Here is a 26995-nt window from a genome sequence, read left to right on the forward strand (position 1 = left end):
AATCAAGCATTTGCCGATTCTTTTATAATCGTTGCTGCCCTCTCTATCTGCTCGACCACCTCCAAGGGCATTTGATCCGGCCGCGTCCTATAAGAATAGAATTGAGAGATTGCGTCATCAACCAATTCAGCCACTGGCAACCCTAAGCTATCGTCTTGCCAAAGATGGTAGACATGGACTCTGAGGTCGGTTTTAGGCAGACCTTTGTACTTTCGACGCCTACGTCCGTCCGACACGTTTGAAACAAGTTTATCTACAGCAGCGCGGATTTCTCCAAAACCAGCTGATGCGCGCGAAAACGGCCTAAGATTGGCATTCGGTTGTTCAACTGCGGTATCGATTTCTTGTTGTGTTGGAAGATCAACCTGCAGCTCGTGTCTTTTGGACAGCTGCTCGTCAACTGCTTTCTTTCTCTGTTGATCTGTAACTTCATCTACGCGCTTCACGATTTGCCGTGCGATCAGCGCCGCAACAATTGTCGCAATCGCAGTAATCAATGTTCCGGCAGCCTGAGAATTAGCTAACTCCCAAACCGTCAAATCTGAAGGTACACCATGGTACATACTCTAGTCCCCCAAAAGTAGCTCGCCATGCATACACTACCACCTTAGGGTGTCCATACCGCTCGATTAGATGGGGGCACTTTTTATCTATTGTCAGCCCCCACAGCCCGCCCCATCGCCAGGCAGGCCGTCAGCAGATAGCCGCCCGTGGGCGCGTCCCAAGCGACCATTTCGCCGATACAGTATGTACCCGGAATAGCCTTGAGCATCAGGCGGTCGTCCAGCGCATCCCATGCAACGCCGCCGGCGGTGGAGATGGCGGTGTCCATCGGGGCGGTGCCGGTCAGCGTAAGGGGCAGGGCCTTGATCAGGCGGGCGAGCGTGGCGGGGTCTTTGGGCGGCGCGCCTTTTGTGACTTCATTCAGAAGGGCGATCTTTACCGCATCGAGCCGCGCCGCCTTTCGCAAGCGGTTTGAGGCGGAGTCTTTTGCTTGGGCGCCACCAAGGCGCGCTGCAAGCGCCCCTTCCTCCGTATCCGGCAGAAGATCGACCAGAAGCGTGGCCGCGCCGCTGCCCGCCAATTCCTGCCGGAGCGCCGCCGAGAGCGGATAGACGGCGCCGCTCTCGATGCCGGCCCGCGTGATGACGAAATCCCCGCGCTGCGTCCTGCCGCCTGCGGTGAGCGCCACCCCCTTCACAGGCGCGCCTTCCTGCGCCGCCAGCATTCGCGTAGACCAGTCTACCGTGAACCCACAATTCGATGGCGCAAACGGCTCAATCTCCACGCCGCGCGCGGCCAGAATGTCCGCCCACGCCCCATCTGATCCAAGCCGCCGCCAGCTTGCCCCGCCCAGCGCCAGGATGGTGGCGTCTGCGGTCAAGCGCACCTCGCCTTCCGGCGTATCGAAGAGAAGCGCGCCGTTCCCGTCCCATCCTTTCCAGCGATGGCGCGTGTGCAGCGTGGCGCCCCCTTTCCCCAGCCGCGCCAGCCAGGCGCGCAGCAGGGGAGAGGCCTTCATGCCCACGGGAAACACCCGGCCGGAGGAGCCCACATAGGTCTCGATCCCCAGCCCCGCCATCCAGCGCACAATCTCCTCAGGCCCAAACGCCTCAACCATCGCCGCCAGCCGCCCATCGGGCGCAGTATACCGGGAACGGAAGATCGCCTCGTCTTCGGAATGGGTGATGTTGAGGCCGCTCTTGCCGGCCATCAGGAATTTGCGCGCAGGGCTCGGCATCGCGTCATAGATGGCGACGCGGGCGCCGCGCTCCAGCGCCGCTTCCGCCGCCATCAGGCCCGCAGGCCCCGCCCCGATGATCGCAACCCGTTTCATCCCGCCCCTTTAGCGGGCGGGCGCGGGCGTGGCCAGCTACTGCCCCGCCGGCACGGCACACTGGCCGAGAATGGACACGAAGGAGTAATCCTCCCCCCAGACCACCCCTTCAGCGATTCCCCAGGCGGTATCGGTGCGCTGCTCCAGGAACAGCTCTGTTTCCGCGTCCAGCTCTCCCATACCGAGGCCCATCTTGAGCGCCGCTTCTTTCTCCCAGTAGGCGTAGGCAGCCTGCGCGGCGGCTTCGCCCAGGGCCGGGTCCAGCCGGGCCATCATCGTCTCGCCAAACTCATCTGCGGCAAACTCCGACCAGACATGCCAGAAGACGGCGCAGGTCCAATACTCATTAGTGGTCTGCGGCTTTTCAAGCGCCTTGCCCTGCGCGAACGCCGTATTGACGTTGGCAGAGTCGTCATACTGCGCCATCGCCGGCAGGCAGGCCGCAGAGAGAAGGGCGATTGAAGCGAGCGTGCGGATGATCATGAGCAGTCCCCTTTTCTGGAACCTTGCCTTCTTCCTCCCCGCCCGAAAACCACCGGTTCAGGTGGGCTTCCTGTTTGCGCAGACTCAGGCGCGCGCCTAGACTCCGGCGCTCAGAATCCCTGCTGGAACCGATTCCCCATGGCGAAACCGCCCACCTCTGCCTTCGTCTGCCAGAATTGCGGCGCCGTTTACGCCAAATGGGCCGGGCGCTGCGAAGCCTGCGGGGAGTGGAACACGCTGGTCGAAGAGACTGTCTCTGCCCCGCCCGGCGCGCTGAAGGCTGAGAAGGCTGGCACAAAGCGCGGCCCGAAGGCGGAGTTCATCGCCCTCGACGCCGAAACCGAAACGCCAAACCGCATTGTCATCGGCGTGGACGAGCTTGACCGCGTCTTTGGCGGCGGCATCGTGCCGGCGTCTGCCACCCTGATCGGCGGCGATCCCGGCATCGGCAAGTCCACGCTTCTCCTGCAGGCTGCTGCCCGCCTCGCCCGCAATGGCGTGAAGACGGTCTATGTCTCCGGCGAGGAAGCCGCCGCCCAGATCCAGGAACGGGCGAGGCGCCTGAAAGTGGCCAATTCCCCCGTCCAGCTCGCGACCGAGACAGACCTGCGCAAGATCCTCGCCGCGCTAAAGGAAGCCTCGCCCGATTTCGTGGTGATCGACTCGATCCAGACCCTCTGGTCAGACAGTCTGGAAGCCGCCCCCGGCTCGGTGGCGCAGGTGCGCGCCTGCGCGCAGGAACTCGTGCGCTGGGCGAAGAAGTCCGGCGCAGCCCTCGTGCTCGTCGGCCATGTCACCAAGGAAGGCACCATCGCCGGCCCCCGCGTGGTGGAACACCTTGTCGATGCCGTCTTCTATTTCGAAGGCGAACGCGGCCACCAGTTCCGCATCCTGCGCGCGGTGAAGAACCGCTTCGGCCCCACCGACGAGATCGGCATCTTCGAGATGCACCAATATGGTCTCGCCCCGGCAAAGGAGCCGTCGGCACTCTTCCTCTCGGCCGAAGATGAAGGCGGCGGCGGCACAGCGGTATTTGCCGCCATGGAGGGCTCGCGCCCCGTGCTGGCCGAAGTGCAGGCCCTCGTCGCCAAAAGCCCGTTCGGCACGCCGCGGCGCAGCGTGATCGGTTTCGACTCCGGGCGCCTCGCCATGCTGATGGCCGTTCTGGAGACACGCTGCGGGGTCAACTTCGCCGGAATGGATGTCTATCTCTCGGTCGCAGGCGGCTACCGGATCAACGAGCCGGCAGGGGATCTGGCTGCCGCAGCCGCCCTCCTTTCCTCGCTCGCCGGAAACCCTGTTCCAAAGCGTTCCGTGTTCTTCGGCGAAATTGCGCTTTCTGGCGCCGTCAGGCCAGCGCCGCGCATGGACCAGCGCCTCAAGGAAGCCGCCCGGCTGGGCTTCCGCACCGCTTTTGCCCCGGAGGGCATTCCTTCAGCAGAGAGCGGCTTGACGGTGACGCCGATTGCAAGGCTTATCGCGCTCGTCGACTTACTCGCGCCGGACGCGCCTGATGCTTGAAAACATTTCAGCTTTTGACGGAATCGTCGTCGGTGTGATCATCGTTTCGGCGATCATGGCCTTTGCGCGCGGCTTCCTCCGGGAACTTGCCACGCTTGGCGCCTTCATCGGCGCGCTGGCAGCAGCCTATTATGCGCGCAAATTCTTCAGCACGACGGTCGCCGGCCTGCTGCCGGAAGGCACCCATCCGCTGGCGCCGGACATCATCCTCGTCGTGACTGCTTTCCTGATCGTCTATGTGATCGTGGCCTGGTTTGGTCAAAGCCTGTCAAAATCGATCATGACAAATGGCGAGATCGGCCTGTTCGATCATATCGCAGGCCTCGTCTTCGGCATTTTCCGCGGCTTCATTGCGTTGGTCTTCTTTGCCGTGCTGCTGAACGTGGCCGTCGAGCATGACCGCGTGCCCCCCTTCATCTCGGAGAGTTTCAGCTATCCCTACCTTGAGCAGATTGCTGACAGGGTGACCGGAGAGGCCGAAGAAGCCAGCCGCGAAATCAGTGCCCAGCGCCAGCCATAACCGCGCCAGCTTGCCAGCCCGGACGGGTCAGCTAGTCTCCGCGCCAGCACTTTCCGGGGACACGATATGAAGCTGCTCTGCGCGCCGACCCTCGCCCGCCGCCTGCTCCTTGCCGGCATAGGGTCTGCCATGCTCGCCGCCTGCGCTACCGAGCCAGCCCCTCCGCCGCCCGCAGATGCCCCGGCGCAGCAGCAAAACGCGAACGACACGCTGAAAGCCCATGCCGTCCAGGTCGCGGCGCTTCGCCCCGAAGATCCGGGGATCGCTGCGCTGGCGCGTGCGATCTCGGGCGCCCAACTCGTGAGCTTCGCAGGCGACTGGGCCCACTCGCAGGAAGACGAGAGCCTCAAGAGCGCGCTCACTGAAGCCCTTGTCCAGTCTGGCCGTCTGGGGCTCCTGGTGCTCAATGTGCCCTGCGAGGGCGCCGAGATGCTGGACACCTATGCCAGCGGCGCCGCCACCAGCGCGCTCGCCGCAGATGTGGTCAGGTCCGCGCCGATCCCGGAGGGCCAGAAGACTGCCGCTCTGACGGATATCCTCACCGTGCTGCGCGGATGGAATGCCGTGAACCCGGACAAGTCCGTGAAGGTCTCCGGCATGCATTGCAAGGCAGCGGCCAGCGCCGATCCGGAACGGGTGTCGATCTTCTGGGGCCTCGATCAGCTGCCGGCACATACCGGAGAGAAAGACCTCGCCGCATCAGCGCTGCAATATGGGGACCCATCCGGAAACCATGTCTGGCTGGTGCAGACGGATGATGAAGGGCTCTCCGGCATCCTCCCGGCTTCCGGCTGGATCGATCTGCGCGCCCTGCCGGCCACTGCAGACGTGGTGAGCTGGCGTCAGGAAAAAGCGGCCACTGAGCCCTTGCTGCGGCCGCAACATCCCTCTGCTGCAGACATCCTTTTCCGTCACGCGCAACGCACACCGGCAGACCCGTTCTGAAACACTCCCTGTGATTTGATGACAAGAATGTCACTGCCGGGCTTTCGCCCGCAGAAGAACCGGCCTATATCCCCGCCTAGGCATAGGCCCCCACCAGCAAAGCCGGAACGTCCGATGGTCTTTTTCGATCATGATGACGATAAACCCCGCGAAGAATGCGGCGTTTTCGGAGTCTTTGGCAGCCTTGAAGCAAGTCTGCTGACAGCCCTGGGGCTTCACGCCCTGCAACACCGAGGACAGGAAGCGGCCGGCATCGTCAGCTTTGACGGCAAGCGATTCTCCTCCGAACGCCATATGGGCCTCGTCGGGGAGAGCTTCGGCGGAGACCTTCGCCAGCGCCTTCCGGGCCATGCCGCGATCGGCCACAACCGGTACTCCACGCAGGGCCGCCCGATGGCCCGCAACATCCAGCCGATCTTTGCAGACCTTGATACCGGCGGTTTCGCCGTGGCGCATAACGGCAACCTGACGAATGCCCGCATCCTGCGCCAGGAACTCGTCCGCAATGGCGCGATCTTCCAGTCCACGATGGACACCGAAGTCATCCTGCACCTTGTCGCGCGCAGCCCGAAGAAGAAGTTCGTCGAGCGGCTCGTCGATGCGATGCACCAGATTGAGGGCGGCTACGCCCTCGTCGGCATCACCGGCAAGAAGCTGATCGGCGCACGTGACCCCATCGGCCTGCGCCCGCTGATCCTCGGCCGTCATGGCAAATCCTATGTGCTCGCGTCGGAAACCTGCGCGCTCGACATCATCGGCGCCGAGTTTGTGCGCGAGATCGAGAATGGCGAAGTCGTCGTCATCAGCGAGGAGGGCATCGAGTCCATCCGCGCTTTCCCGCCGCGCCCGCCGAGCCCGTGTATCTTCGAATATGTCTATTTCGCGCGCCCCGACAGCTTCATCCAGGGCCGTTCGGTCTATGAAGTGCGCCGCCGGATGGGCAACCAGCTGGCGCTTGAAACGCATGCCGATGCCGACGTGATCGTGCCGGTGCCCGATTCCGGCGTTCCCGCCGCGCTCGGCTTTTCCGAAGCTTCCGGCATCCCGTTCCAGATGGGCATCATCCGGAACCATTATGTCGGCCGCACTTTCATCCAGCCGACCCAGACAGGCCGCCAGACGGCTATCTCCAAGAAGCACAGCCCCAACCGCGCCGTGCTTGAAGGCAAGCGCGTGATCCTGGTCGACGATTCCATCGTGCGCGGAAATACCTCTAAGAAGATCGTGCAGATGGTGCGCGAAGCCGGCGCCCGCGAGATCCACTTCCGCTCGGCCAGCCCGCCGATCGTGAACCCGGATTTCTATGGCATCGACATGGCCGCAAAGTCCGAACTCTTCGCCGCAATTCACACCCATGAAGAAATGGTTCGTGAGCTGAAGGTGGAAAGCCTCGGTTTCCTGTCGGTGCCCGGCCTCTACAAGGCCATCGGCGAGCCGGTGCGCGACGGCATGCAGCCGCAATTTGCTGACCACTGCTTCACCGGCCAATACCCGACCCCGCTGGCCGACCATCAGCGCGACCAGGCGGACAAAGAGCGTCAGCTCTCCCTGCTGGACGATGTGTGAGCCTCGCGCTAAAGCCGCGCGATGACCGCTACACCCCGTCTCATTCTTGTCACCGGCGCCTCGCGCGGCATCGGCCGTGCCATCAGCCTTGAGCTTGCCCGCCAGGGCAACATCGTGATCGCCATAGCCCGCTCCAAGGCGGCGCTCGAAAAGCTCGATGATGAAATCCGCGCGCTCGGCTCCGAAGCGGTCCTGGTCCCGATGGACCTGAAGGACACCAAGGGGATCGAGACCCTCGGCAAGATCATCGCTGAGAAGTTCGGCAAGCTGGACGGCTTCGTCGCCAATGCCGGCCTCCTGGGCACGCTCGGCCCGCTGGAAACCTGCGGCCCGCGCAGCTTCGAGGAGACCATTCAGGTCAATCTCACGGCCAATGCGCATCTGATCCGCGCGCTTGGTCCATCCCTTCACCGTTCGGAAAATCCGCGCGCGGTGTTCGTCACCTCCGGCGTTGTCCCGCGACCCCGTGCTTTCTGGGGACCGTATCAGGCGTCCAAGGCCGGCCTTGAGGCCCTCGTCAAAGCCTGGGCCGACGAGAACGAGAAGATGGCGCTTCGCGTCAATCTGTTTGATCCCGGCGCCGTGCGCACCGGCATGCGCGCCGAGGCGATGCCGGGCGAAGACCCGATGACGCTGCCCACACCGGAAGAGGTGGCAAGGGAACTGGTGAAACTGGTGTCGCCGGAAGAAACCCGCACCGGCGCCCGCGTCGTCTACCGCGAGATCGCGGTGAGCTGAGCCTATTTCGCCGGGGCGCCCGCCAGCGCCTTGGCTTCGGCCGCTTCTGCCATGGCCACCGCCGCCACCGCGCCATGCGCGGGCACAGGGCTGCGCGCAAGGCCGAGGCAGGCCGCATAGAAGCCCTCATCGGCTGCGCCGAGCGGGTCGGGCAGGTCGGCGGCAATGTCGACCTTCACCTCATAGGGCGTCGTGTTCTTCAGGCGCCGCGTGAGGAAGTCGATGTCGATTTCGCCGGAGGGATAGACCACGCGCATCGTGCGCTCGCGGAAGTCGGCAGCGCGGCTGGCGCGCAGTTTCGCCTTGCCGCCGCTGGCATAGTCGAACACCGCTTCGGCCTCATCGATATGGGCCGAATGGACCTTGCGGCCCGTCGCCTCGACATGGGTGAACTCACGGCCCAGCATCATCGCGGCCAGGTCAAGGTCATGGATCATGAGGTCCCAGATCACCGACACGTCTCCCGCCCGCCCACCGGGGGCTGGCGGGCCTGAACGTACCGACTCGATCAGCAGCGGCGTTTCCTTGATCGCCAGCACGCCCATAGCCATGGCAACGAAGCGTTCCTGGTGGCCCACCTGCAGGATGCGGCCACGGGCAGCGGCTTCATCAGCCAGATCGCGCGCGGCCAGACCGGTCAGCGCGAGCGGCTTTTCCACCAGCACATGGCAATGCGCCTCGATCGCCTGGCGGGTCAGCGGTTCATGCCAGACGGCAGGGACGGCGATGACGACAGCGTCACACTGGGCGAGGAAGTCGGCATAGTCGGAATAGCCCTTCGTGCCGAAGGTATCGGCAAGTTTCTGGGCGCGGGCGAGGTCCACATCGAAGATGCCGACAAGGTCTGCGCGCGCTGAAGCGGCGGCTTTCTGTGCGTGATAATTCCCGAAGACGCCGGCGCCTGCGACGCCCACCTTGAGCCTGGTCATTCCTGCCCTGATCCTTTTTTCTGGGCCGACATGACATGTGCGGGGGCGGCTCGGCAACCCTTGGCGTGAGGCTGGCGCTGCAGCGCGGGCGCGGGAATCTTCGGGTCACCCCCTTCACATACCGGGTCAGCCGGGTCATTTGGAAGGGACTGCGCCGGACAAATCCGGGACAAATCCGGACAAATCCGGACACAAAAATCACAAGGGAAGGAACCGCCATGTCCAAGCTCACCTCCACCGACTGGAGCCTCGCCGCCCGCCCCGTGGGCATGCCGAAGCTCTCCGACTTTGCCAGCCGCCAGGTGGAGGTTGCCGATCCGCAGCCGGGCGAGATCCAGGTGGTGAACACATGGATGTCGGTCGACCCGTACATGCGCGGGCGGATGTATGACCGGGAGAGCTATGTGCCGCCCTTCCAGATCGGCGAGACGCTGCAGGGCGGCGCGGTCGGCCGGGTGACGGCGTCGGCCCATCCCGATTTCAAGGCGGGCGATCTTGTCTCCTCCATGCTCGGCTGGCGCACGGCCTGGGTGGCCGCGCCGCAGGCGGCGATGGTGCAGAAGCTGCCCAATACCGGCCTGCCGGAAAGCGCCTATCTGGGCGTGGCGGGTATGCCGGGCCTGACGGCCTATGCGGGCCTGTTGCGCGTGGGCGAACTCAAGGAGGGCGACACCGTGTTCGTCTCCAGCGCGGCGGGCGCGGTGGGCTCCACCGTTGTCCAGATCGCCAAGATCAAGGGGTGCACCGTCATCGGCTCTGCCGGCGGGGCGGAGAAGTGCGCCTTCGTCAAATCCCTCGGCGCCGATCATGTGATCGACTACAAGCAGGCGCAGGGCTTTGAGGGCCTCACCGCCGCGCTGAAGGCGGCGGCTCCCAAGGGCATCGACGTCTATTTCGACAATGTCGGCGGCGACCATCTGACCGCCGCGATCGAGGCAGCCCGCCCCTTCGCACGCCTCGCCCTTTGCGGGATGATCGCGCAGTATAACGAGACCGGCAAACCCGAAGGCCCGCACAACATCATCCAGGCTGTTGGCAAGCAGCTGAAGCTTCAGGGCTTTATCGTCTCGTCACATGCGGATATGACGCCCGCCTTCCACGCCGACATGGCCAAATGGATTGCCGGCGGGAAAATGAAATATGAGGAAACCGTGATGAACGGGATCGAGAAAGCGCCCGACGCCTTCCTCGGCCTCTTCACCGGCGCAAACACCGGCAAGATGCTTGTAAAGATTTGATTTTATGGTAGCGATCAGAGGTCGATGACATATCGACCTACTGGGGAAACCATTACATGCTTACCAGACTAACTGCTCTCTTTGCAGCATTATCTCTTTCTGCCTGCGTATCTGCTTTTGAACCGGTCAAATTTGACAGGGCGGCAACGCCGATCACGTCCATCGCGATCAGCAAGGACATGGCTTATGACCGCCCGAGCGCTTATGGCGGAGCGGGCGCCAGCGCAGCATTCGGTGCAATCGGTGGGATCGCTGCTGCAGCTGTCGCTGAGGATCGCGCGACCAAACTGGATGCTGCACTCTCGAGTGCCAATTTCGATGCTGAAAAGCTGCTGGAGGAAGTTTTCGCTTCCGAACTCAGCGGGGCCGGCTTTGAAGTCAGTGTGGAAGATTTCGGCCCTCGCCCGAAGAACTCCCTGGCCGGGGCATCCATCAAAATTCCTTACAAATCCTTTGAAGGCGCTCCCAAGGGCGCAGACGCATATCTCGATGTTGTAATGGGATGGGGATATTCGGCAGCCCAATCCAAACTCTGGGTTCCAGTTGTCGGCATCGATCTCAATCTTGTGTCAGCAACAGATTCCAAAGTTCTGGCGAATGACGGCGTCGGCTACGGCCCCAAGCAATTCCGCAAAGGAACCACATTCATTCTTCACGACGAGTCGCTTGGCTTTACTTCATTTGAAGAGCTGGCATCCAATCCAGAAGCCGCTGCTGAAATGCTGACCGAAGCGATCCGCAAAACCGCGCAGGCCGCAGCTTCCAAAATCAAATAGCCTCAAATCAGAGAACGTGAAGCGGAGAGCCTATCCGCTTCACACCTCTGACACAGCGCACACCAACAAGGGTTTGGCCTTGTGGGTGATTGACTTGCGAGTCATATGCCAACCAGGTTTTTTACTTGGACTGGACACTATGGCTGCTCTTTTTGACGCCTACATCATGGTTGACTGGAGCGCGGCGGCCAAGCCGTCGCTCGGCGCCAATTCGATCTGGATCGGCATCCTGGCGAAGGATGCGCGTCTCAAACTGCAATATCGCGGTGTGAACATCGACACGCGCCTGAAGGCCCGCGCCTTTCTCGAGGATATGGTGGCCAAGCTGACCAAGCGCGGCGACAAGATCCTGATCGGCTTCGACTTCGCGCTGGGCTTCCCGGCGGGCACGGCGGCGGCCCTCGGCCTGGATACGTCTAAGCAGGCACCCTGGCAGGCAACCCATGCCCACCTCGCCAGCAAGCTGAAGGACAAGCCGGACAATTCCAACGCCCGCTACGCCATCGCGGCGGGCCTCAACTATGCGATCTCCAAGGGCGCCTTCCCGTTCTGGGGCGCGCCGGCCCGCGATGTCGTCTCCACTCTCTCGGCCACCCGGCCCGATTATGACGGCGGCGCTCTGCCGGAATACCGGATCTGCGAGAACCACCTTAAGGAGAAAAAGATCGGCCAGCCGAAGTCTGTCTGGCAGCTGGCCTATACCGGCTCGGTGGGCAGCCAGACGCTGACCGGCATCCCGCATGTGCACGCCCTGCGGCAGGCCTGGCCCACATCCCGGGTGTGGCCCTTCGAGCTGGGCACAGAGCCCCTTACCGCAGAGGCGCTCGAGGGAATCGATGTGGTGATGGCGGAGGTTTACCCCTCCCTGATCAAGGCCAAACCAGAAAAAGGCGAGGTTGCCGACGAGGCCCAGGTGCGCGGAATCGCCCGCCACTACGCTGATCTGGACGAAAAAGGCCTCCTCAGCGCGGCTTTTTCCACAGGCAAATCATTTTCCCCTGAACAAAACCGGCACATCACCGAAGAAGAGGGCTGGATTCTCGGCGTTTAGCCCGTGTTTATAGGGCGCTCGGCATATTCACGGGCTACGAATCGTGGGTAAGTCGGCCCAATGGCGTGCAAACGTCATTTAACCTAGAGGAGAACCCCTATGAACAAGGGTGAACTGACCAAAGCGGTGGCAGCAGCTTCCGGCCTGTCGCAAAGCGACGCTGGCAAAGCCGTCGACGCTCTTTTTGACACCGTCGCTTCGGCAGTGAAGTCACGCCAGCAGGTTGCAATTGCCGGCTTTGGCACTTTCTCGGCCAAGACCCGGAATGCGCGCGAAGGCCGCAACCCGGCAACCAAGGAAACCATCAAGATCCCCGAGAAAACCTCTCTTGCTTTCAAACCGGCATCGGCTCTGAAAGACATCTAAGGTTCTGGCTCCCAAGGGGGCCTTTCCGGATCAGGCGGCGCGTTCCACACCGGGGCGCGCCGCTTTCCATTCCAGCAGGATGAGCTGCGCCGTGCCGGCCGCGAAGACGCCGATGAACGCCCCCTCCAGCACACCTGCCGCGCCGCGCCCGAGCGGGATGGCCAGCCAGTAGCAGACCGGGATCATCACCACGAAGAATGAGCCAAGATGGATGGCGCTGGGCAGCCAGACCATGCCCTGCGCGCGCAGCGCAAAGGAGGCCGTTGCCTGCAGCCCGTCAAACACCGTGGCCGCTGCCGCCAGCCACAGCAGCGCGGCAATCGCCGGGGCAATCGCGATGCCGCCGAGAACGGCATCTTCCCTTACCAGCAGCCGGGAGATCGGCCCGGCGAGGCTGACCAGCAGAACGCCGAGGACAACGCCCATCACCATCGTGGCGACGACGCCCAGCCGGCCGGCATTGCGCACCTCTTCCGGATTGCCCCGGCCGATGGCCTCCGCCACGCGCACCGAGGTGGCCGTGGCGATGCCGAGATAGAACATGAAGCACACGCCCATCACCTGCACCGAATAGCCATAGACGGCGTTCGCCGCGATGGAGACCCAGGTGGCGATGATGAAGGTGACGTTGAAGCCGCCCCATTCGGCGATGTTGGAAATGGCGGTGCCCGAGCCGACCGAGAGCTGGCGGCGCGCTTCGCCCGGCTCTGCCTCCGGCGAGCGGCGGAAGCCGGGGGTAAGCGCGGCGACAAAGATCAGCATGACAATCGCGATCAGCCAGCGCGTGATGCTGGTGGCCCAGGCAACGCCCTCGGCCCCCATCTGCGGGAAGCCCCACCAGCCGGCGACCAGCGCCAGGTTGGCCACAAGGTTGATCGCCACACCGGCATACATCACGATGGTGACGAGCAGCGGCCGGCGCAGCGCCTCCAGATAATAGGAGCAGGCCTGCGCGATCATGTGACCGGCCAGGCCGAGGGCGAGGATGCGCGTGACCGACGCGGTAGCGGCGGCGACTACTTCGGGCGAAGCGGTTGCGGCGGCCTCCTCGCTGGCGGGCGCGATGGTGACGAAGACCCAGTGGAAGAAGGGATCGGCGAACGGCACCAGCGCCGCCGTCAGCACCACGCCCATGAGGACCGCCCACCAGAGGCCGCGCCGGAAGATCCGGCCAGACCCGGCCGCCCGGCCCGTTCCCAGCATTTCGGAGGTGAGCACCTGAACACCCAGCAGGATGCCAATGCCGAAGCCCAGCGACACGCCGATCGGCAGCCAGGCCGAGAGCACATAGGCAAGCTCGCCCGGCGCATACTGGCCGAGCACGATGGCGTCTGTCAGGCCCATGAGCATCATGGCCATGCGGCTGACGGCGATGGGCACCGACAGCCGGATCAGATCCGCAATATCCTTTGCCCGCGCCCAGGCGGGCAGGCGCGACGTCGCCGCCATGACTGCCCTCCCTTTGATCTTGTCCAGGCCTCTGCCTGATTTCTGAGCAGCCGGGCGTGATGCCCGAAAGAGGAGGAGAGGGCAAGCCGTCCGGACAATGAAATTTATGCTTCAGGAATCCTCGGCCGGGCCGGGAATTTCAATTCGCCCGCGCCGGCCGGATGCGGAGCAAACACTACACAATGCGGGCAAGGGTTAGCAGCCGTTAGCCAACGCCTCCGGATTTGGGGCTTGATCCGCGGGGCGCCCTGCGACAGGTTCTGCGCAATTCAGACAGTTCCGGCTCGATAAGGGGATTTAACCGATGCCGTTTGGACGTTTGCTGATGGGCCTGCTTGCAGGCCTCATGCTCGCCGCTGTTGCCTGGGCCGAACCGGCCACGCCGCCCGGCGACGAGATAAAAGCCATAAAGCTGGATTATGCGGAACGTCCGGGCAAGGAAGGGCGGTTTGCTGCCGTTGAAATGACGGTGGGGGATAGTCCGGCGCGGTATTATGTGCGCGGCACCAATGTATCGGCGCCCTTCTCCGTGCAGGTGATTGCTGCGGCGCGTGCCCGGCCGCTGGATATTACGCTGCACCGTCACAATTGGGGCAAGGCCGTCCAGTCCGGATCCACTGGCAGCGACGGCAGCTTTGTGTTCGAAGGCCGCGCTTATGGCGATGTCGGCATCCAGCTGACCTCGCCGGATGGCGCGCCGGCGCGTGCGACGGTGGTATTCTGGCAAGGCGCGCCCGCCGCGCCCAGCATGGCGCGCGTCTACTCCAATCCCGAGATCGCCAGAGCCGCTGGAACAGGGAGGCCGGCAGGCGCAGCAGGGGGTGGCACATCCCCCATTATTTATGTGATTGCGGGGCTGCTGGCGTTGATCGCGGTGTTTCTGGCCATCATGCTGATGCGGCGCAACAAGACTGGCGCCGCGGCCATCCTGTTGATTGGTGGGCTGACGATGGCGGAGGTGAATGCCCCTGCCCCGGCCTATGCGCAAGGTGAGGAAGCCCCCCCGGATACCGGCGTGCCAAACCCGTTTGATACCGGCAAGCCGGACGAGGTGCCCAACCCCTTCGATGTCGACAAGCCTTTGCCGGACGTGCCGCGCGACAAGGACAAGGACGCAACCGCCGGCAAGCCGGAGGACAAGCCGAAGGCGGGGCCCCCGAACCCCTTCACCGGCGAAGCGACCACAAGTTCAGGCCGCCCCATTGAGCTGAAACCGGAAGATTTCGATCCCGGCAACGCACCCAAGGATGACGCCGCGCCCGGCGAAGAAGTGCCCGGCAGCGATCCGGAGCCTGCGCCCGTCGATGAGGGCTACACCGATCGCCTGGCCGAAGCCGAAGCGCGCATCAATGAACTCAACCGCCAGGCATCGGCCAACCGCGCCGAGATCGAGCGCCTGCGGATGCTGGTCGAGTCCGACCGCGAGATGGAGCCTGACCCGTCAAACCTGCCGCCCATGCCGCTGACCTGCCGCCCCCCGGCGGTCGAAAACGAGTTTGACGAGGAGATGAGCGCGGCCTGGGACAATTATGATGCGTGCGAAGCCTGCTATCGCGAGCCGTTCCGGGAGCTGGACGAACTCCTCCTCAATTATGAACGCCTGCGGATCATCTATATGAGCACCGCAGATTTCGTCAGCACGGCCATTACCATGGGCGACACCGTGCCCAAGCCGCACCAGTTTGTCGAAATGTCCTGGGCCCAGCAGAAGGCCGAAATCCAGAAAAGCTTCCAGGGCACCAAGGATGCCTATGACGCCAAATGGGCCGAGTTCAATGACAAGATGACCGGCATCCTCGATGAGCTTGGCCGGTGCGAGGCCGAGCATAACAACAATCCGATGTGGCGCACCACGGAAGGCGAGATGTTCTACCGGACCATCAGGGCCAGCTATCAGAGGACGAACTGATGCCGAAACTCAAGACATGGCTGGCCGCCGCCGGTCTCCTCACCCTGATGGCCTGCGGCGGCAGCGAGACCACGCCACCGGAGGCTTCTGAAACGCCTCAGGATGCCGCCGCGCCCGCACCATCCTCAGACAGCGCCGCCAGCACGGCATTCGTGCGGCCCGAAGGCCTGCCGGAAACGGCGATCCCGGTGACCGATCTGGAGGGCCGCGTCTACTGGGTCGAAGCACGCGAGAATGGCCGTGTCGCGCTCTATTCGTTCACTGAGGATGGGCAGGCAGGCGCCACGGCAGGAACGTTCGAGCAGCTTCAGGAAGCCTATCCAACCCTCGATCTCAGCCCGCTGGCAGAGCAGATGGACATGGCAGGAGAAGTGGCCGCAGACGAGGAGGCCGCATCCGGCGTTGATGCCCTCCGGGCCACGCGGGATGGGCTGGTAGCCGCCACGCCCGGCGCGCAGAAAGCGCTGGACCTGGCCCGCAACGGCCCCGTTCTGGAGCTGACCGGCCCGACCCTGCACCATCTTGTTGAGAGCATGGGCGGCAGCTTCACCATGACGAAAGAAGAACTGGACGCCCTTTTGAAGGCCCAGTCAGATGGGCGCTTCACCGCAACGCACGCAGAACTCAACGCCCTGATCAAGGGCAGCGGCGAGGGCCGCATCACCGAGGCGGACATCCGCCTCCTCCTGCCCAAGACCCTCGGCGCGCCGCCCCCAAAACTGGATCGGGACGCGCCCGGCAAGGGCCGTCAGACGGCCGATTGTCCAGGCCTCGTCTATGGCAGCGGCAAGCGGGAAATCTGCCTCCCGCTCGGCGAGTTCTCCTTTGCCGACCGGGTGGTCAGTTTCACGCCGGGCGAGAAGCCCTCCAAGGCGCCATTCGATTTCCCCGGCAGCGCGCTGGGCGCTCCCAACTACCGCAACACCTATAGCGCCGATTTCATTTCCCTCGGCTGCAACGGCGAACTGGTTACACAGTTTACGGACAATATCCTTATCGATGTCGATGGCATTGATCTCTATATTTTCGAGATCGGCCCGGTGGTCGAGAAAACGACGCTAGCCATCTCTTCTGATGGGGAAAACTGGATCGAAGTAGGCGAGATCGAAGGGGCGCGCTCGGATGTCGATATCGGCCCCTTCGTCAGCAAGGGCGACAAGTTTCCCTTCGTCCGGCTGACCAATGCCAGCAATGCCTGTGGCGGCAATCATGCCGGCGCAGACATTGACGCCATCGCCGCCGTTGGCGCGGAAATCCGCCTCTCGCTTGACAGCGCCCTGCTGTTTGATGTCGGCAAATTCGAGATCAAGCCGGAGGCAGAAGCCGCCCTCAGCGGTCTTGCCGCGCAGCTGGAGAGTTATGGCGCCGATATCCGCGTGACCGTCGAAGGCCACACCGATTCCACCGGCTCGGCCGCATCGAACCAGACGCTTTCGGAAAATCGCGCCAAGTCTGTCTGGGCCAATCTTTCCGGAAAGATCTCTCCTGTGCCTCAAGACGTGACCATCAAGGGCTATGGCGCCAGCCGTCCGGTGGCGGACAATGCGACCGAAGAAGGCCGCGCGGAAAACCGGCGTGTCGATATTCTCATCCTGCCCGGCAAGAAGGGCTATCTGAAGGAGTGACCCCATGAAGGCACTGAAAATCCTGCCTGCGCTCGTCCTGCTCGCGGCTGCATCTGCCTGTGGCGGCGAACCGGCTGCGCCCGTCGACGCCCCTGCCACGCCTGAGGCCGCCCCGGTGGCGGCCGAGCCTGGAGAGCCTGCCGCGCCGGTTGCCACATCCAGCGGTTTCAACTGGGACAAATGGGCCGCCGCCGCGAATGCCGATCCCTGCGCCTGGCTGCCGGCCGAAGAACTCGCAGCCCTTGGCATTCCGGGAGAGGGCGTGCTGGAAACCACAGCGTCCGAAACCCGCTGTATCTGGACAGACGCAGGCGGCACCCAGATTTTCAGCGCGGGCATCCAGACCTGGGACAGCGCCGCCAATCTTGCCGCTGAACGCGCCGAGCAGACAAAGCTCGCCAGCGAAATGGGCGGCTTCAGCGTCATCGGCGAAACAAGCGGCACGGTCACCGCCGTCTATCGCCGAGACCGGGGCCGCCTCTCCATCTTTCCGAATGCGGATGATGAAACTGCGATGATCCTCCTCAATGCCCAGAAGACAATGCGGGACGATGAGGCGGCCAAGGCCTCAAAGGACGAACGCGCGCAAGCCTTCGCCGAAAAGCTGATCGAGACCTACGGGCTCTAGGGCGCTCAAAAGAGGGTCGAAGCGCCGTTGGCGATATTGTGGGCGATGACCGGCAGAACGAGGCTGCCGGTGCGCTCGCGCAGCCAGAGCAGCAGGAAGGCCGGCAGGCCGGTCATCGCGAAGGTCATCAGGTCGAAATCGACCGCGCCGGCCTTGTAGCTCAACGCATGGGTGATACCGAAGAGAAGGCTGGTCAGCACGCCGCCATAGCCGATCGGCGCGCCCGCAATACTGATCCTCCCACGGAAGGCTTCATTGAGGGCGAGCAGCAGCGTGCCGCGATAGAAGAGTTCCTCGTCAAGCCCCGGCATGGTCCACTGGAAGGCGATGGTTTCCAGGCCGTCCGGCTTCCCGTCGGCGCTGCCGAGGGCGAGCCAGAAGAACAGCCCGGCGAGCGCAACGAACATCACCAGCGCCCCGCCCCAGCGCGGGCCCTGGTCCAGCGTCATGCCGCAACGCTTCCAGCCGAAGGCGGGCAGAGACATGACGATCAGCGTGCCGGCAATCGCCGCCAGCTTGCCGGCCCAGTTCCAGTCCGCGCCGGTGAACGGGTCTGGAATGGTCCAGAAGCCGCGCGTCAGCAGCGCCTGATAGGCAAGGTTGAGCGCTAGCGCAGCCGCGAGCCATTTCCAGCGGAAATCCCTGCGGAACACCACCGCCCCGAGGAGGCCAAACCCCGCCAGCAGCCCCGTCTCGATCAATGTCCGGATCAGCTCATCCATCCCGCGCGCTCCTCTTGCTGAGGCTTGGATGCAGCGGCGGGGCGATTTGGATGCGAGGGGGTATTAAAAAATCAGGGCGAGACGGAAATCCTGACCGGGCCTGCTACCAGCCCTTCACCATTGAATGCGGCCACGGAATAGTCACCTGGCGGGAGTATCAGCGGGATTTCCTCATCGGGACGCAGCAGAAGGCGGTCCATAGGGATCACTTCGTCGCCCTGCCCCATTAGGCGGGCCTCGATGATCGCCAGACCTTCTGCGGGACGGAGTTCTGCTGGCACGGCAATATCCTGAGTGTCTGCTGTGCGGCGATAATCAGGGCGGTTGGCTGTGTAGATCGCTTCCTTGAGCCTGACGGCCATATCCGTCCCTCCAAATTCTCTGGCGGGGCGACCATTGATTAGGGAAGTGATCTGAGGTTCCCCACTGACGGAACCACAATATGTCAGGTCAATCGTGAACGGATCAATGCCTGTCTTCTCTTTCAGTCGCGTAACCATCATCGCAGTGTCGCTGTTTTTGAACTCCTCGATATGTCCGTAGCCGACATGGATAACCATCCGCGTCTCCGGAGCATGCCCCAGCACAGCATCAATCAGGTTCTGGGCTTGCGCCTCTTCCCGAACCGCAACGATTTCCTCAATCGTTGCGCCCTCGTCCTTCAGGCGCTGCTCCTCTGTTTCCTCATAGGCGACGAGAACCATGCCGGACGCCCGGATGTGTTCCAGCATGCGCGCGAATATCGGATCCTGAATATACCAGCCCTGCCCCACCTTCGCGGGGCCTTCGAGCTGCTGAGCGCCCTCAACGCTCAATGTTTCAGCGGCATAGTGGGTGAACCCGTCAGCCCGCAACATCTCCACCACCTCGCCGATGAAGGCGCGATGCTGCGGTCGGGAATGGCTCTCATTCAGGATGACCAGCGTATGGCTTTCCGCGACTTCGCGGATCTCGGGCAATGCGGGCCGCAGATCGTCGAAGCAATCCTGTTTCCGGTGATAAAGGTCGTCAGGCGGGATCAGCGCCATCAGATCTTCCCGGCCCATGAGGGTAACAGCCTGTGCGTAGCCCGATCCAAAGCTGGGAGCCGTAGGATTAGCCAGGAAGCTTTCTGCGTGGGCATATAGAAAGGACCGCGCCTCCTGCATCTTTTGCGACACAGAATATGGCTGCTGGGCACTAGCAATGGCTAAGTCCGCTCCGGACGCAGGGGCAGTCGATTCGCACCCCGCTAGGGAGAAGACGCTCGCCAGCAGCAAGGTGCGGACCATGTAAAAACTCCCGGAAGTTGCCTTCCGGGAGCCTAAGAGGGTTCAACCTATAAGTAAAACCCTATCCCGCCTTGCGCGCGCCGGCGGCGTCGGCTTCGGCGGCCTGGAGTTTCTCGGCGATGAGGAAGGCCAGTTCCAGCGCCTGTTCGCCATTCAGGCGGGGGTCGCAATGGGTGTGGTAGCGGCTGGAGAGGTCTTCTTCCGAGATCGCCTGCGCGCCGCCGATGCACTCGGTGACGTTCTGGCCGGTCATCTCGAAATGCACCCCGCCCGGATAGCAGCCCTCGGCCGACAGCACATCGATGAACTGGCGCACTTCGGAGAGAACGCGGTCCACAGGCCGTGTCTTGAAGCCGGTGCCGGTCTTCAGCGTGTTGCCGTGCATCGGATCGCACGACCAGACGACGGTGCGGCCGGATTTCTTCACCGCGCGGGCAAGCGGCGGCAGGCCGGCCTTCACGCCTTCCGAGCCGAAGCGCGAGATCAGCGTGATACGGCCAGGCTCGTCCTTCGGGTTCAGCGTGTCGATCAGGCGGAGCAGCTCGTCGGTTTCCATGCCGGGGCCGCATTTGATGCCGATCGGGTTTTTCACGCCCTTGCAGAAATTGACATGCGCATGGTCCACCTGCCGTGTGCGGTGGCCGATCCACAGCATGTGGGCGGAGGTGTCATACCAATCGCCGCTGGTGGAATCGATGCGGGTCATCGCTTCCTCATAGCCCAGCAGCAGCGCCTCATGGCTGGTGTAGAACTCCACCTGCGACATCTGCGGGACGCTTTCGGCGTTAAGGCCAACCGCTTCCATGAAGCGCAGCGAGGCAGAGATCTGGTCAGCCAGCTTCTGGTAGCGTTCGCCCTGCGAGGAACGGTCCACGAAGCCGAGCATCCAGCGCTGGACATTGGCGAGGCTGGCATAGCCGCCCTGGCTGAAGGCGCGCAGCAGGTTCAGCGTGGCGGCCGATTGCGAATAGGCCTGGATCAGGCGCTCTGGGTCCGGAATACGGGACTCAGGGGTGAATTCCATGCCGTTGATATTGTCGCCCCGGTAGGAGGGCAGCGTCACGCCGTCGATCGTCTCGGTCGGCTCGGAGCGCGGCTTGCCGAACTGGCCGGCAATCCGGCCCACCTTCACCACCGGCTTGGCGGCGGCAAAGGTCAGCACCACAGCCATCTGCAGGATCACGCGGAACGTGTCGCGGATGTTGTCCGGGTGGAATTCCTTGAAGCTTTCGGCGCAGTCCCCGCCCTGCAGCAGGAACGCCTTGCCGGCGGCCACATCGGCCAGCCGCGTCTTCAGGCGCCGGGCCTCGCCGGCAAAAACCAGCGGCGGAAAGCTCCGGAGGCGGTTTTCAACAGCTGCCAGGGCGGCCGCGTCAGGATAGTCCTGCGGGATGTGCTTGGCAGGCAGGTTACGCCAGTCGGAAGGGTGCCAGGTCATTGCTCGGGTCTCACTCAGTTTCGCCGCGATAAAACATATGAGCGCCCATTGCTCAAGTTTCACCATAATTTCACTGCAAGAAGATGGCGGAATCGCGGGCCAGGCCGTTAAAAGGCCGGTTCATACAGAAGATTCACGAGCCGCGGGGCCACATGTCGCACGTGTATATCAGCCATTCGGGCAAAGACCCGGACGCCCTGCTCGCTTTGCATGAGGCGCTGCGGGCCGCTTCCGTAACGGTATTTTACCCCGGCGAGGACACCTCCCGCGCGGAAGCCGACGCCGCCATCGACCGCGCCTTCGCCATCATCGTGCTGGTGTCGGCCGAGGGCGTGCGCTCGCGCCGCGTGCGCCAGGATGTCGAGGCGGCCAAGGCGATGGGCCTGAAACTCATCCCCTACCAGGTCGACAAGGCGCGCCTCAACGGCTTCTTCAAGCAGGAAGTCCAGCCGCACCTGCGCCTCTCCTCCGCCATGCCGGATGGGCTCGACCAGCTCGTCGCGGAAACCCAGGAAGCCTACCGGAAGAAATGCCCGGTCATCGCGGTGATGAACCTCAAGGGCGGCGTGGGCAAAACTACCGTCACCGCGCAGGTGTTCGGCGCCTGGCAGGAGGCCTTTGGCGGCCGCGTGCTGCTGATCGACCTCGACCCGCAATATAACCTCACCCAGACTTTCTATCCGATGGATCTGGCCGACGCCTCCTCCGCGCAGGACCGCTCTGTCATCTCCCTCTTCGAGCGCTCGCGCCTGCATGCGCGCGACGCTGCGTCTCCGGCGGAAAACTGGCTGGGCCTGACGATCCAGCCCTTCACGCCTGCTCCACGCGATCAGTTCGTACATCCCATTCTGGGGGTCGATGGGCCGCCGGGACGGTTCGACATCATCTCCGGCCAGTTCGAGATTTCCAAATACGCCTTCTCCGGCGACCCGGACTCGCTCGCCGCCGTGAAACAGCATTTCCTGCGCTGCGTGGAGCATTACCGCAGCGAGTATGACCTCATCGTGTTCGACACCAACCCCAACGCCACCTTCCTGACGCGCTGCGCGCTGGAAGCGGCCGACCGGGTGATCGCGCCGATGCATGCGGATATCTACTCGCTGCGCGGGGTGCGCCTCCTGGCGCAGGTGATCCGCAACCAGGTGGAAGAGAGCAAGCGCCCGCAGCTCGGCATCCTCTTCAACGCCGTGAACCGCAATGAGCAGTCAACCTTCGAGGCCGATGCGCGCAATGGCGTGTTCGACGAGATTGCCGGCTTCCCGCTGTCAAAGGCGCTGCTCACCGCCGCCCTGCCCCGCTCAGCGCATTTCGCCGTCAAGGCCCCGCAGGAAGGCCAGCCCGCCTGGCGCCAGCTGGTGATCCATGCCGGGCGCGGCGGCGGCCTCAAGCCCATCCGCGAAAGCCTGAAACAGGTCGCGCTGGAAATCCGTGGACTGAATGAAGGGAAGACGGGGCACTGATAAAGCCCCCTCTCCCGCGGGCTTGCGAGGATCAGAAATCGCACTGCGATTTCCCGAGCAAGGGGTTGGGGGTGAGGGAGGACGCCCCCTCAACTTCTCACTCCATCTGAAGTGAAGCCCCCTCATCCCAACCCTTCTCCCAAGGGAGAAGGGCTTTGAGGGCCTAAACGCCCTCAGGCACCCATTTTGTCCGCATCGTGACGAGTTCCTCGGCCGCAGACGGATGGAGCGCGCAGGTGCGGTCAAAGTCCTGTTTCGTCGCGCCCATCTTCACGGCAATCGCGGCGGTCTGGATCATCTCGGCGGCGTCATCGCCCACCACATGCACGCCGAGCACGCGCTGGTCGGACGCGCGCACGACGAGCTTCATGAAGGTGCGCGTCTGGTCGCCGTTCAGCATGTTCTTCATCGGGCGGAACTTCGTCTTGTAGATGTCGATCTCGCCATAGGTCTTGCGCGCTTCTGCTTCAGAGATGCCCACGGTGCCGACTTCGGGCTGGGTAAACACCGCCGTCGGAATATTCTCGTGATCCATTTTCCAGGGCTTGCCGCCAAATTCGGTATCGGCAAAGGCATGGCCTTCGCGGATCGCCACAGGCGTCAGCGCCACGCGGCCGGTCACATCCCCAACCGCCCAGATGTTTTCAGCGCTGGTGCGCGACCATTCATCAACGATCACATCGCCATTCTCGGCCAGCTTCACGCCCGCCTTGTCACAGCCGAGACCTTCCGTATTCGCCCGGCGGCCCACGGCCATCAGCACAACATCGGTCTCGATCTCGGTGCCGCTGCTCAGCGTCACCTTGAGGCCGGCGTCAGTCTTCTCGATGGATTTGAACACGCATTTCGTCACCACGCGCACGCCATCTTCTTTCAGGCCCTCATGCACGGCCAGGCGGATCTCGTCGTCAAAGCCGCGCAGCACGGTGTCGCCGCGATAGACTAGGCAAACTTCCGTACCGAGCCCGGCAAACACATGCGCAAACTCGACCGCGATATATCCCCCGCCAGCAATCACCATGCGTTTTGGAAGCTCGGTCAATTCGAACACGCCATTGGAATCGATCACATGCTCGACCCCGGGAAGTTCCTCCGCAGACGGAAGCCAGGGCCGCCCGCCCACAGCAATCAAGATTTTCTTCGCGGTAATCGTCTTGCCGGAACTCTTCAGGCGCAGCGTATGCTGGTCCACGAACTCAGCGCGGTCATCAAACACATCGACCCCGGCATTCTTCAGGTTGCGGTCATAGATCGCCGACAGCCGGTCCACCTCGGCATGCAGGCCCACCATGAATTTCCCGTGATCATAGGACACCTCGCCCACAGACCATCCGTATCCGGCAGAAAGTTCGATGTCCTTTCCGTACTTGCTGGAATACACCATGAACTTCTTCGGCACGCAGCCGCGCACCACGCAGGTGCCCCCCATCCGGTATTCCTCGGCAAGGCCCACCTTCGCGCCCGCCTGCGCCGCAATCCTTCCGGCGCGCACGCCCCCCGATCCGCCGCCGATCACGAACAGGTCATAGTCATAGGCGGCATCGGTCATGGGATATTCCTTGGATTTCTAATGTTTTTCCGGCAGCAGATGTGAGGCGCCCGCCTCAGTATTCAATGATATGGGCGCCATTTTCCTCGCCGATGATCACCGTGCGGGCGATGCCGATGAAGAGGCCATGCTCCACAACGCCCGGCACGCCGGAGAGATAGGCGCCGGTCTTGGCGGGGTCTGGAATGCGCCCGCAATGGCAGTCGAAGATGTAGTTGCCGCCATCGGTGACCAGCAGGTCATGGCTGCCGGGCAGCTTGCGCAGCTCGATGCGCGGGCGTTCGACCCCGGACGCCACCAGCGCGTCATGCACCTTCTTGGCCGTGATCGTATAGCCGAAGGGCGTCACTTCCACAGCCAGCGGAAACGCCCCGATATGGGGCACCTCCTTGGAACTGTCGGCGATCACAACCATGTGATCCGACGCGTTGGCGATGATCTTCTCGCGCAGCAGCGCCGCCCCGCCGCCCTTGATCAGCACGCCGCCGGGGCCGACTTCATCGGCGCCGTCCACGGTGAGGTGAATGCGGTCCACCTGCTCGAACGGGATCAGCGGAATGCCGAGGCTGCGGGCGAGGTCGCGTGTCTGAAGGCTGGTCTCGATACAGCGCACGATCAGCCCGTCGGCGATCTCGTCGGCCAGCATCTCGATGAAAAACTTCGCCGTGGATCCGGTGCCGAGGCCAATGGTCATGCCCTCCTCAACAAAGTCCATCGCGGCGGCGGCGGCGTTCTGTTTTTCGGTCTCGCTAGCCATGTCGGGCCTATCAGCCTTTCTTGTCCTTGCCTGCGCTGCGGGCGGCCTTTTCGGCGGCTTTCTTCGCCCGGTAATCCTTCGCCCAGCCCTCGCGGGTGACCTGCTGCCCCCGGCCCACGGCAAGCGCATCATCCGGCACATCCTTGGTGATCACGCTGCCGGAGCCGACATAGGCGCCATTGCCAACGCGCACCGGCGCCACGAGGGAAGAGTTGGAGCCGACAAACGCCCCCTCGCCCACATCGGTCTGGTGTTTGAGATAGCCGTCATAATTGCAGAAGATCGTGCCCGCGCCGATATTGGCGCCCGCGCCGATGGCCCCGTCGCCCAGATAAGCCAGGTGATTGGCCTTGGCGCCCTCGCCCATGGCGGTGTTCTTGGTCTCGACGAAATTGCCGATATGGACGCCTCTGCCCAGCACGGTGCCCGGCCGCAGGCGCGCATAGGGGCCAACGCTGCAACCTTCGCCCACAACGGCGCCTTCCAGATGGCTGAACGCGCGGATCTGCGCCCCGCCCGCCACCTTCACGCCGGGGCCGAACACCACATTCGGCTCGATCACGGCATCCGGGCCGATCTCGGTGTCATGAGAGACAAACACGGTTTCCGGCGCGACCATCGTGACACCCGCCTCCATCAGCGCGCGGCGGCGCCTGCGCTGGAAGATCGCTTCAGCCTCGGCGAGGTCTGCCTTGGAATCGCAACCGATCAGATCATCCTCGCCCGAGACCGCCACAGCGCAGCGGATGCCTTCAGCGCGCGCAAGGCCGACAAGATCGGTCAGGTAATACTCGCCCTTGGCATTGGCGTTGGTGACGTTCGCCAGCAGGCGGAACATGTCCTTGGCGCGGCCTGCCATGACGCCTGAGTTGCAGAGGCGCACCCTGAGCTGGTGCGGCGTGGCTTCCCGCGCTTCCACGATGGCCTCCAGGCTGCCATCCTCCGACGTGATCAGGCGGCCATAGAGGCCGGGCTCCTCGGCCTCAAAGCCGAGCACTCCGAGACCTGTAGTGTCCGAAAGTGTCCCGAAAAGGTCCTCGATTGTCCCTGCCGGCACCAGCGGACTGTCGCCATAGAGCACGGCAAGATCGCCCTCGAAGCCTGCCAGCGCCCCTTCCGCGCAACGCACGGCATGGCCGGTTCCCTGCGGCGGGTCCTGATAGGCAATGGCAATATCCGGATGGTGCTGGGTGAGATGCGCGATCAGCACGTCCTGCGACGGATGCACCACCGCCACGATCTTCTCTGCGCCGACTTTCCGCGCCAGTTCGATCGACCAGTCCACCATCGGGCGCCCGGCCACGGCATGCATCACCTTGGGCAGGGGCGACTTCATCCGGGTTCCCTTGCCGGCAGCAAGGATGACGGCGGCGCGCTGTTTCCGGCTGTCAGTCAAGTGCGGGCTCCCTCTCGCTTTCCTCTGCCCCTTCGCCTAGACGAAACCCCGCATCTTGGCGAGGGCGAAGGAGGGTCTGGCATGGCGGAAAAGGGCAGCTTCGAGGGCTGGACGGTCGCTTTCGATCTTGACGGCACGCTCGTTGACACCGCGCCCGACCTGCTAGGCGCGCTGAACCATGTGCTGTCAGATGCAGGCCTTGCCCCGGTCGACCTGCCGACGGTTGCGACCCTCATTGGCAATGGCGCCCGCGCGATGATGGAACGCGGCTTCGGCGTCCATGGCGTCACCCTGCCCGCGCCCGAAATGGACGCCGCCTTTGACCGGTTCATCGCCTATTATATCGAGAATATCGCCGTGGGCTCGCGCCCGTTTGACGGCTGCGTCGAGGCGCTGGACGCCCTGCTGGATGCGGGCGCCACACTCTGCGTCTGCACCAACAAGCGGCAGGATCTGAGCGAGCGGCTGATCGGTGAGCTTGGCCTCACCGGCCGCTTTGCCGCGATCCTCGGCGCTGACCGGGCAACCAACCGCAAGCCGCACCAGGATCATGTGTTCGAAGCCGTCCGCGCGGCGGGCGGCACCCCGGCGCGCGCCCTGTTCGTGGGCGACAGCCGGACAGATGAAAGGGCAGCCCGGAATGCCGGGCTGCCCTTCCTGTTCGTGACCTTTGGCTACGAGGCTGAAACACTCGAAACTATCGCGCCCGATGCAGTCATCGGCCACTATTCTCAATTGTTGCCAGCCTTGTCAGTCCTGAGGGATCAAGCCGTCGCTTCGTTGCGCGGACGGTAAGTCGGGCGAGAAGACCCAACCTCACC

The 26995-nt window shown here is 63.4% G+C and carries 25 protein-coding genes; 14 read left to right on the plus strand and 11 right to left on the minus strand.

Features of this window, described 5'->3' with window-relative positions:
- Positions 1–2: 2 nt before the first annotated feature.
- From C0456_RS09200 to C0456_RS09210, 3 genes are all read right to left on the minus strand, one after another.
- Positions 3–563: a hypothetical protein gene (locus C0456_RS09200; protein ID WP_291050840.1), complete on the minus strand. Its 561-nt coding sequence runs from the start codon at positions 561–563 to the stop codon at positions 3–5.
- A gap of 83 nt (positions 564–646) precedes the next feature.
- The gene (locus tag C0456_RS09205) at positions 647–1837 is read right to left on the minus strand and encodes a TIGR03862 family flavoprotein (protein WP_291050842.1); all 1191 of its coding nucleotides are present in this window, start codon (positions 1835–1837) and stop codon (positions 647–649) included.
- A gap of 36 nt (positions 1838–1873) precedes the next feature.
- Complete coding sequence (locus C0456_RS09210) at positions 1874–2320, minus strand: hypothetical protein (protein WP_291050845.1); 447 nt, start codon at positions 2318–2320, stop codon at positions 1874–1876.
- Between the two features lie 138 nt (positions 2321–2458).
- On the opposite strand from C0456_RS09210, the gene radA reads away from it, so the two are divergent.
- The 5 genes from radA (at position 2459) to C0456_RS09235 (ending at position 7610) form a co-directional block, all read left to right on the plus strand.
- Positions 2459–3841, plus strand: a complete 1383-nt coding sequence (gene radA / locus C0456_RS09215; RefSeq protein ID WP_291050847.1) for a DNA repair protein RadA — start codon at positions 2459–2461, stop codon at positions 3839–3841.
- Positions 3834–4361: a CvpA family protein gene (locus C0456_RS09220; RefSeq protein ID WP_291050850.1), complete on the plus strand. Its 528-nt coding sequence runs from the start codon at positions 3834–3836 to the stop codon at positions 4359–4361. The genes radA and C0456_RS09220 overlap by 8 nt, the downstream gene beginning before the upstream one ends.
- 66 nt (positions 4362–4427) lie before the next feature.
- Positions 4428–5306 carry a hypothetical protein gene (locus tag C0456_RS09225; protein WP_291050852.1) on the plus strand — a complete coding sequence of 293 codons (879 nt, stop codon included), beginning with the start codon at positions 4428–4430 and terminating at the stop codon, positions 5304–5306.
- A gap of 114 nt (positions 5307–5420) precedes the next feature.
- On the plus strand, positions 5421–6872 hold the full coding sequence (purF, locus tag C0456_RS09230) for an amidophosphoribosyltransferase (RefSeq protein WP_291050855.1): 1452 nt from the start codon (positions 5421–5423) through the stop codon (positions 6870–6872).
- A 21-nt stretch (positions 6873–6893) separates the two neighbouring features.
- A complete protein-coding gene (locus C0456_RS09235; protein ID WP_291050857.1) occupies positions 6894–7610 on the plus strand; it encodes an SDR family NAD(P)-dependent oxidoreductase in 717 nt (238 codons plus the stop codon).
- Between the two features lie 2 nt (positions 7611–7612).
- Here the strand turns inward: C0456_RS09235 and C0456_RS09240 are convergent, their stop codons facing one another.
- A complete protein-coding gene (locus C0456_RS09240; RefSeq protein ID WP_291050860.1) occupies positions 7613–8539 on the minus strand; it encodes a Gfo/Idh/MocA family oxidoreductase in 927 nt (308 codons plus the stop codon).
- Between the two features lie 218 nt (positions 8540–8757).
- Here C0456_RS09240 and C0456_RS09245 point away from each other — a divergent pair, with 218 nt between their 5' ends.
- The 4 genes from C0456_RS09245 to C0456_RS09260 all read left to right on the plus strand — a co-directional run bounded on the left by C0456_RS09245 (position 8758) and on the right by C0456_RS09260 (position 11970).
- Complete coding sequence (locus C0456_RS09245; protein WP_291050863.1) at positions 8758–9777, plus strand: NADP-dependent oxidoreductase; 1020 nt, start codon at positions 8758–8760, stop codon at positions 9775–9777.
- Positions 9778–9833: 56 nt separating this feature from the next.
- On the plus strand, positions 9834–10553 hold the full coding sequence (locus tag C0456_RS09250) for a hypothetical protein (RefSeq protein ID WP_291050864.1): 720 nt from the start codon (positions 9834–9836) through the stop codon (positions 10551–10553).
- A gap of 139 nt (positions 10554–10692) precedes the next feature.
- Complete coding sequence (locus C0456_RS09255; RefSeq protein WP_291050866.1) at positions 10693–11604, plus strand: hypothetical protein; 912 nt, start codon at positions 10693–10695, stop codon at positions 11602–11604.
- Between the two features lie 99 nt (positions 11605–11703).
- Positions 11704–11970, plus strand: a complete 267-nt coding sequence (locus C0456_RS09260; RefSeq protein WP_035593325.1) for an HU family DNA-binding protein — start codon at positions 11704–11706, stop codon at positions 11968–11970.
- A 30-nt stretch (positions 11971–12000) separates the two neighbouring features.
- On the opposite strand, the gene C0456_RS09265 is transcribed toward C0456_RS09260, so the two are convergent.
- A complete protein-coding gene (locus tag C0456_RS09265; RefSeq protein WP_291050868.1) occupies positions 12001–13419 on the minus strand; it encodes an MATE family efflux transporter in 1419 nt (472 codons plus the stop codon).
- A 304-nt stretch (positions 13420–13723) separates the two neighbouring features.
- Here C0456_RS09265 and C0456_RS09270 point away from each other — a divergent pair, with 304 nt between their 5' ends.
- From C0456_RS09270 to C0456_RS09280, 3 genes are read left to right on the plus strand one after another with little or no spacing between them, the layout of a single operon-like run.
- Positions 13724–15328: a hypothetical protein gene (locus tag C0456_RS09270; protein ID WP_291050871.1), complete on the plus strand. Its 1605-nt coding sequence runs from the start codon at positions 13724–13726 to the stop codon at positions 15326–15328.
- Complete coding sequence (locus C0456_RS09275; RefSeq protein WP_291050874.1) at positions 15328–16953, plus strand: OmpA family protein; 1626 nt, start codon at positions 15328–15330, stop codon at positions 16951–16953. Before C0456_RS09270 ends, C0456_RS09275 begins: the two co-directional genes overlap by 1 nt.
- A 4-nt stretch (positions 16954–16957) precedes the next feature.
- Positions 16958–17581 (plus strand): DUF3558 family protein, encoded by a 624-nt coding sequence (locus tag C0456_RS09280; protein ID WP_291050877.1) that lies wholly within the window; start codon positions 16958–16960, stop codon positions 17579–17581.
- Between the two features lie 5 nt (positions 17582–17586).
- On the opposite strand, the gene C0456_RS09285 is transcribed toward C0456_RS09280, so the two are convergent.
- The 3 genes from C0456_RS09285 to C0456_RS09295 form a co-directional block, all read right to left on the minus strand.
- Positions 17587–18303 carry a CPBP family intramembrane metalloprotease gene (locus C0456_RS09285; RefSeq protein ID WP_291050878.1) on the minus strand — a complete coding sequence of 239 codons (717 nt, stop codon included), beginning with the start codon at positions 18301–18303 and terminating at the stop codon, positions 17587–17589.
- A 71-nt stretch (positions 18304–18374) separates the two neighbouring features.
- Positions 18375–19574, minus strand: coding sequence for a hypothetical protein (locus tag C0456_RS09290; protein ID WP_291050880.1), 1200 nt, complete (start codon positions 19572–19574; stop codon positions 18375–18377).
- A gap of 61 nt (positions 19575–19635) precedes the next feature.
- The gene (locus C0456_RS09295) at positions 19636–21012 is read right to left on the minus strand and encodes a class II 3-deoxy-7-phosphoheptulonate synthase (RefSeq protein WP_291050882.1); all 1377 of its coding nucleotides are present in this window, start codon (positions 21010–21012) and stop codon (positions 19636–19638) included.
- Positions 21013–21164: 152 nt separating this feature from the next.
- Between C0456_RS09295 and C0456_RS09300 the strand changes: the two genes are divergently transcribed.
- A complete protein-coding gene (locus C0456_RS09300) occupies positions 21165–22472 on the plus strand; it encodes an AAA family ATPase (RefSeq protein WP_291050884.1) in 1308 nt (435 codons plus the stop codon).
- A 163-nt stretch (positions 22473–22635) separates the two neighbouring features.
- Here C0456_RS09300 and gor read toward each other — a convergent pair whose 3' ends face one another.
- The 3 genes from gor to glmU are packed head-to-tail and all read right to left on the minus strand — an operon-like array spanning position 22636 to position 26174.
- Complete coding sequence (gene gor, locus C0456_RS09305; protein WP_291050886.1) at positions 22636–24021, minus strand: glutathione-disulfide reductase; 1386 nt, start codon at positions 24019–24021, stop codon at positions 22636–22638.
- Positions 24022–24076: 55 nt separating this feature from the next.
- Positions 24077–24778, minus strand: a complete 702-nt coding sequence (gene rpiA / locus C0456_RS09310) for a ribose-5-phosphate isomerase RpiA (protein ID WP_291050889.1) — start codon at positions 24776–24778, stop codon at positions 24077–24079.
- Between the two features lie 10 nt (positions 24779–24788).
- A complete protein-coding gene (gene glmU, locus C0456_RS09315) occupies positions 24789–26174 on the minus strand; it encodes a bifunctional UDP-N-acetylglucosamine diphosphorylase/glucosamine-1-phosphate N-acetyltransferase GlmU (RefSeq protein WP_291050892.1) in 1386 nt (461 codons plus the stop codon).
- An 81-nt stretch (positions 26175–26255) separates the two neighbouring features.
- Between glmU and C0456_RS09320 the strand changes: the two genes are divergently transcribed.
- Complete coding sequence (locus C0456_RS09320) at positions 26256–26969, plus strand: HAD family hydrolase (RefSeq protein ID WP_291050894.1); 714 nt, start codon at positions 26256–26258, stop codon at positions 26967–26969.
- Positions 26970–26995: the final 26 nt, after the last annotated feature.

The organism is Hyphomonas sp., assembly GCF_013823385.1.
In the GTDB taxonomy this organism is placed as follows: domain Bacteria; phylum Pseudomonadota; class Alphaproteobacteria; order Caulobacterales; family Hyphomonadaceae; genus Hyphomonas.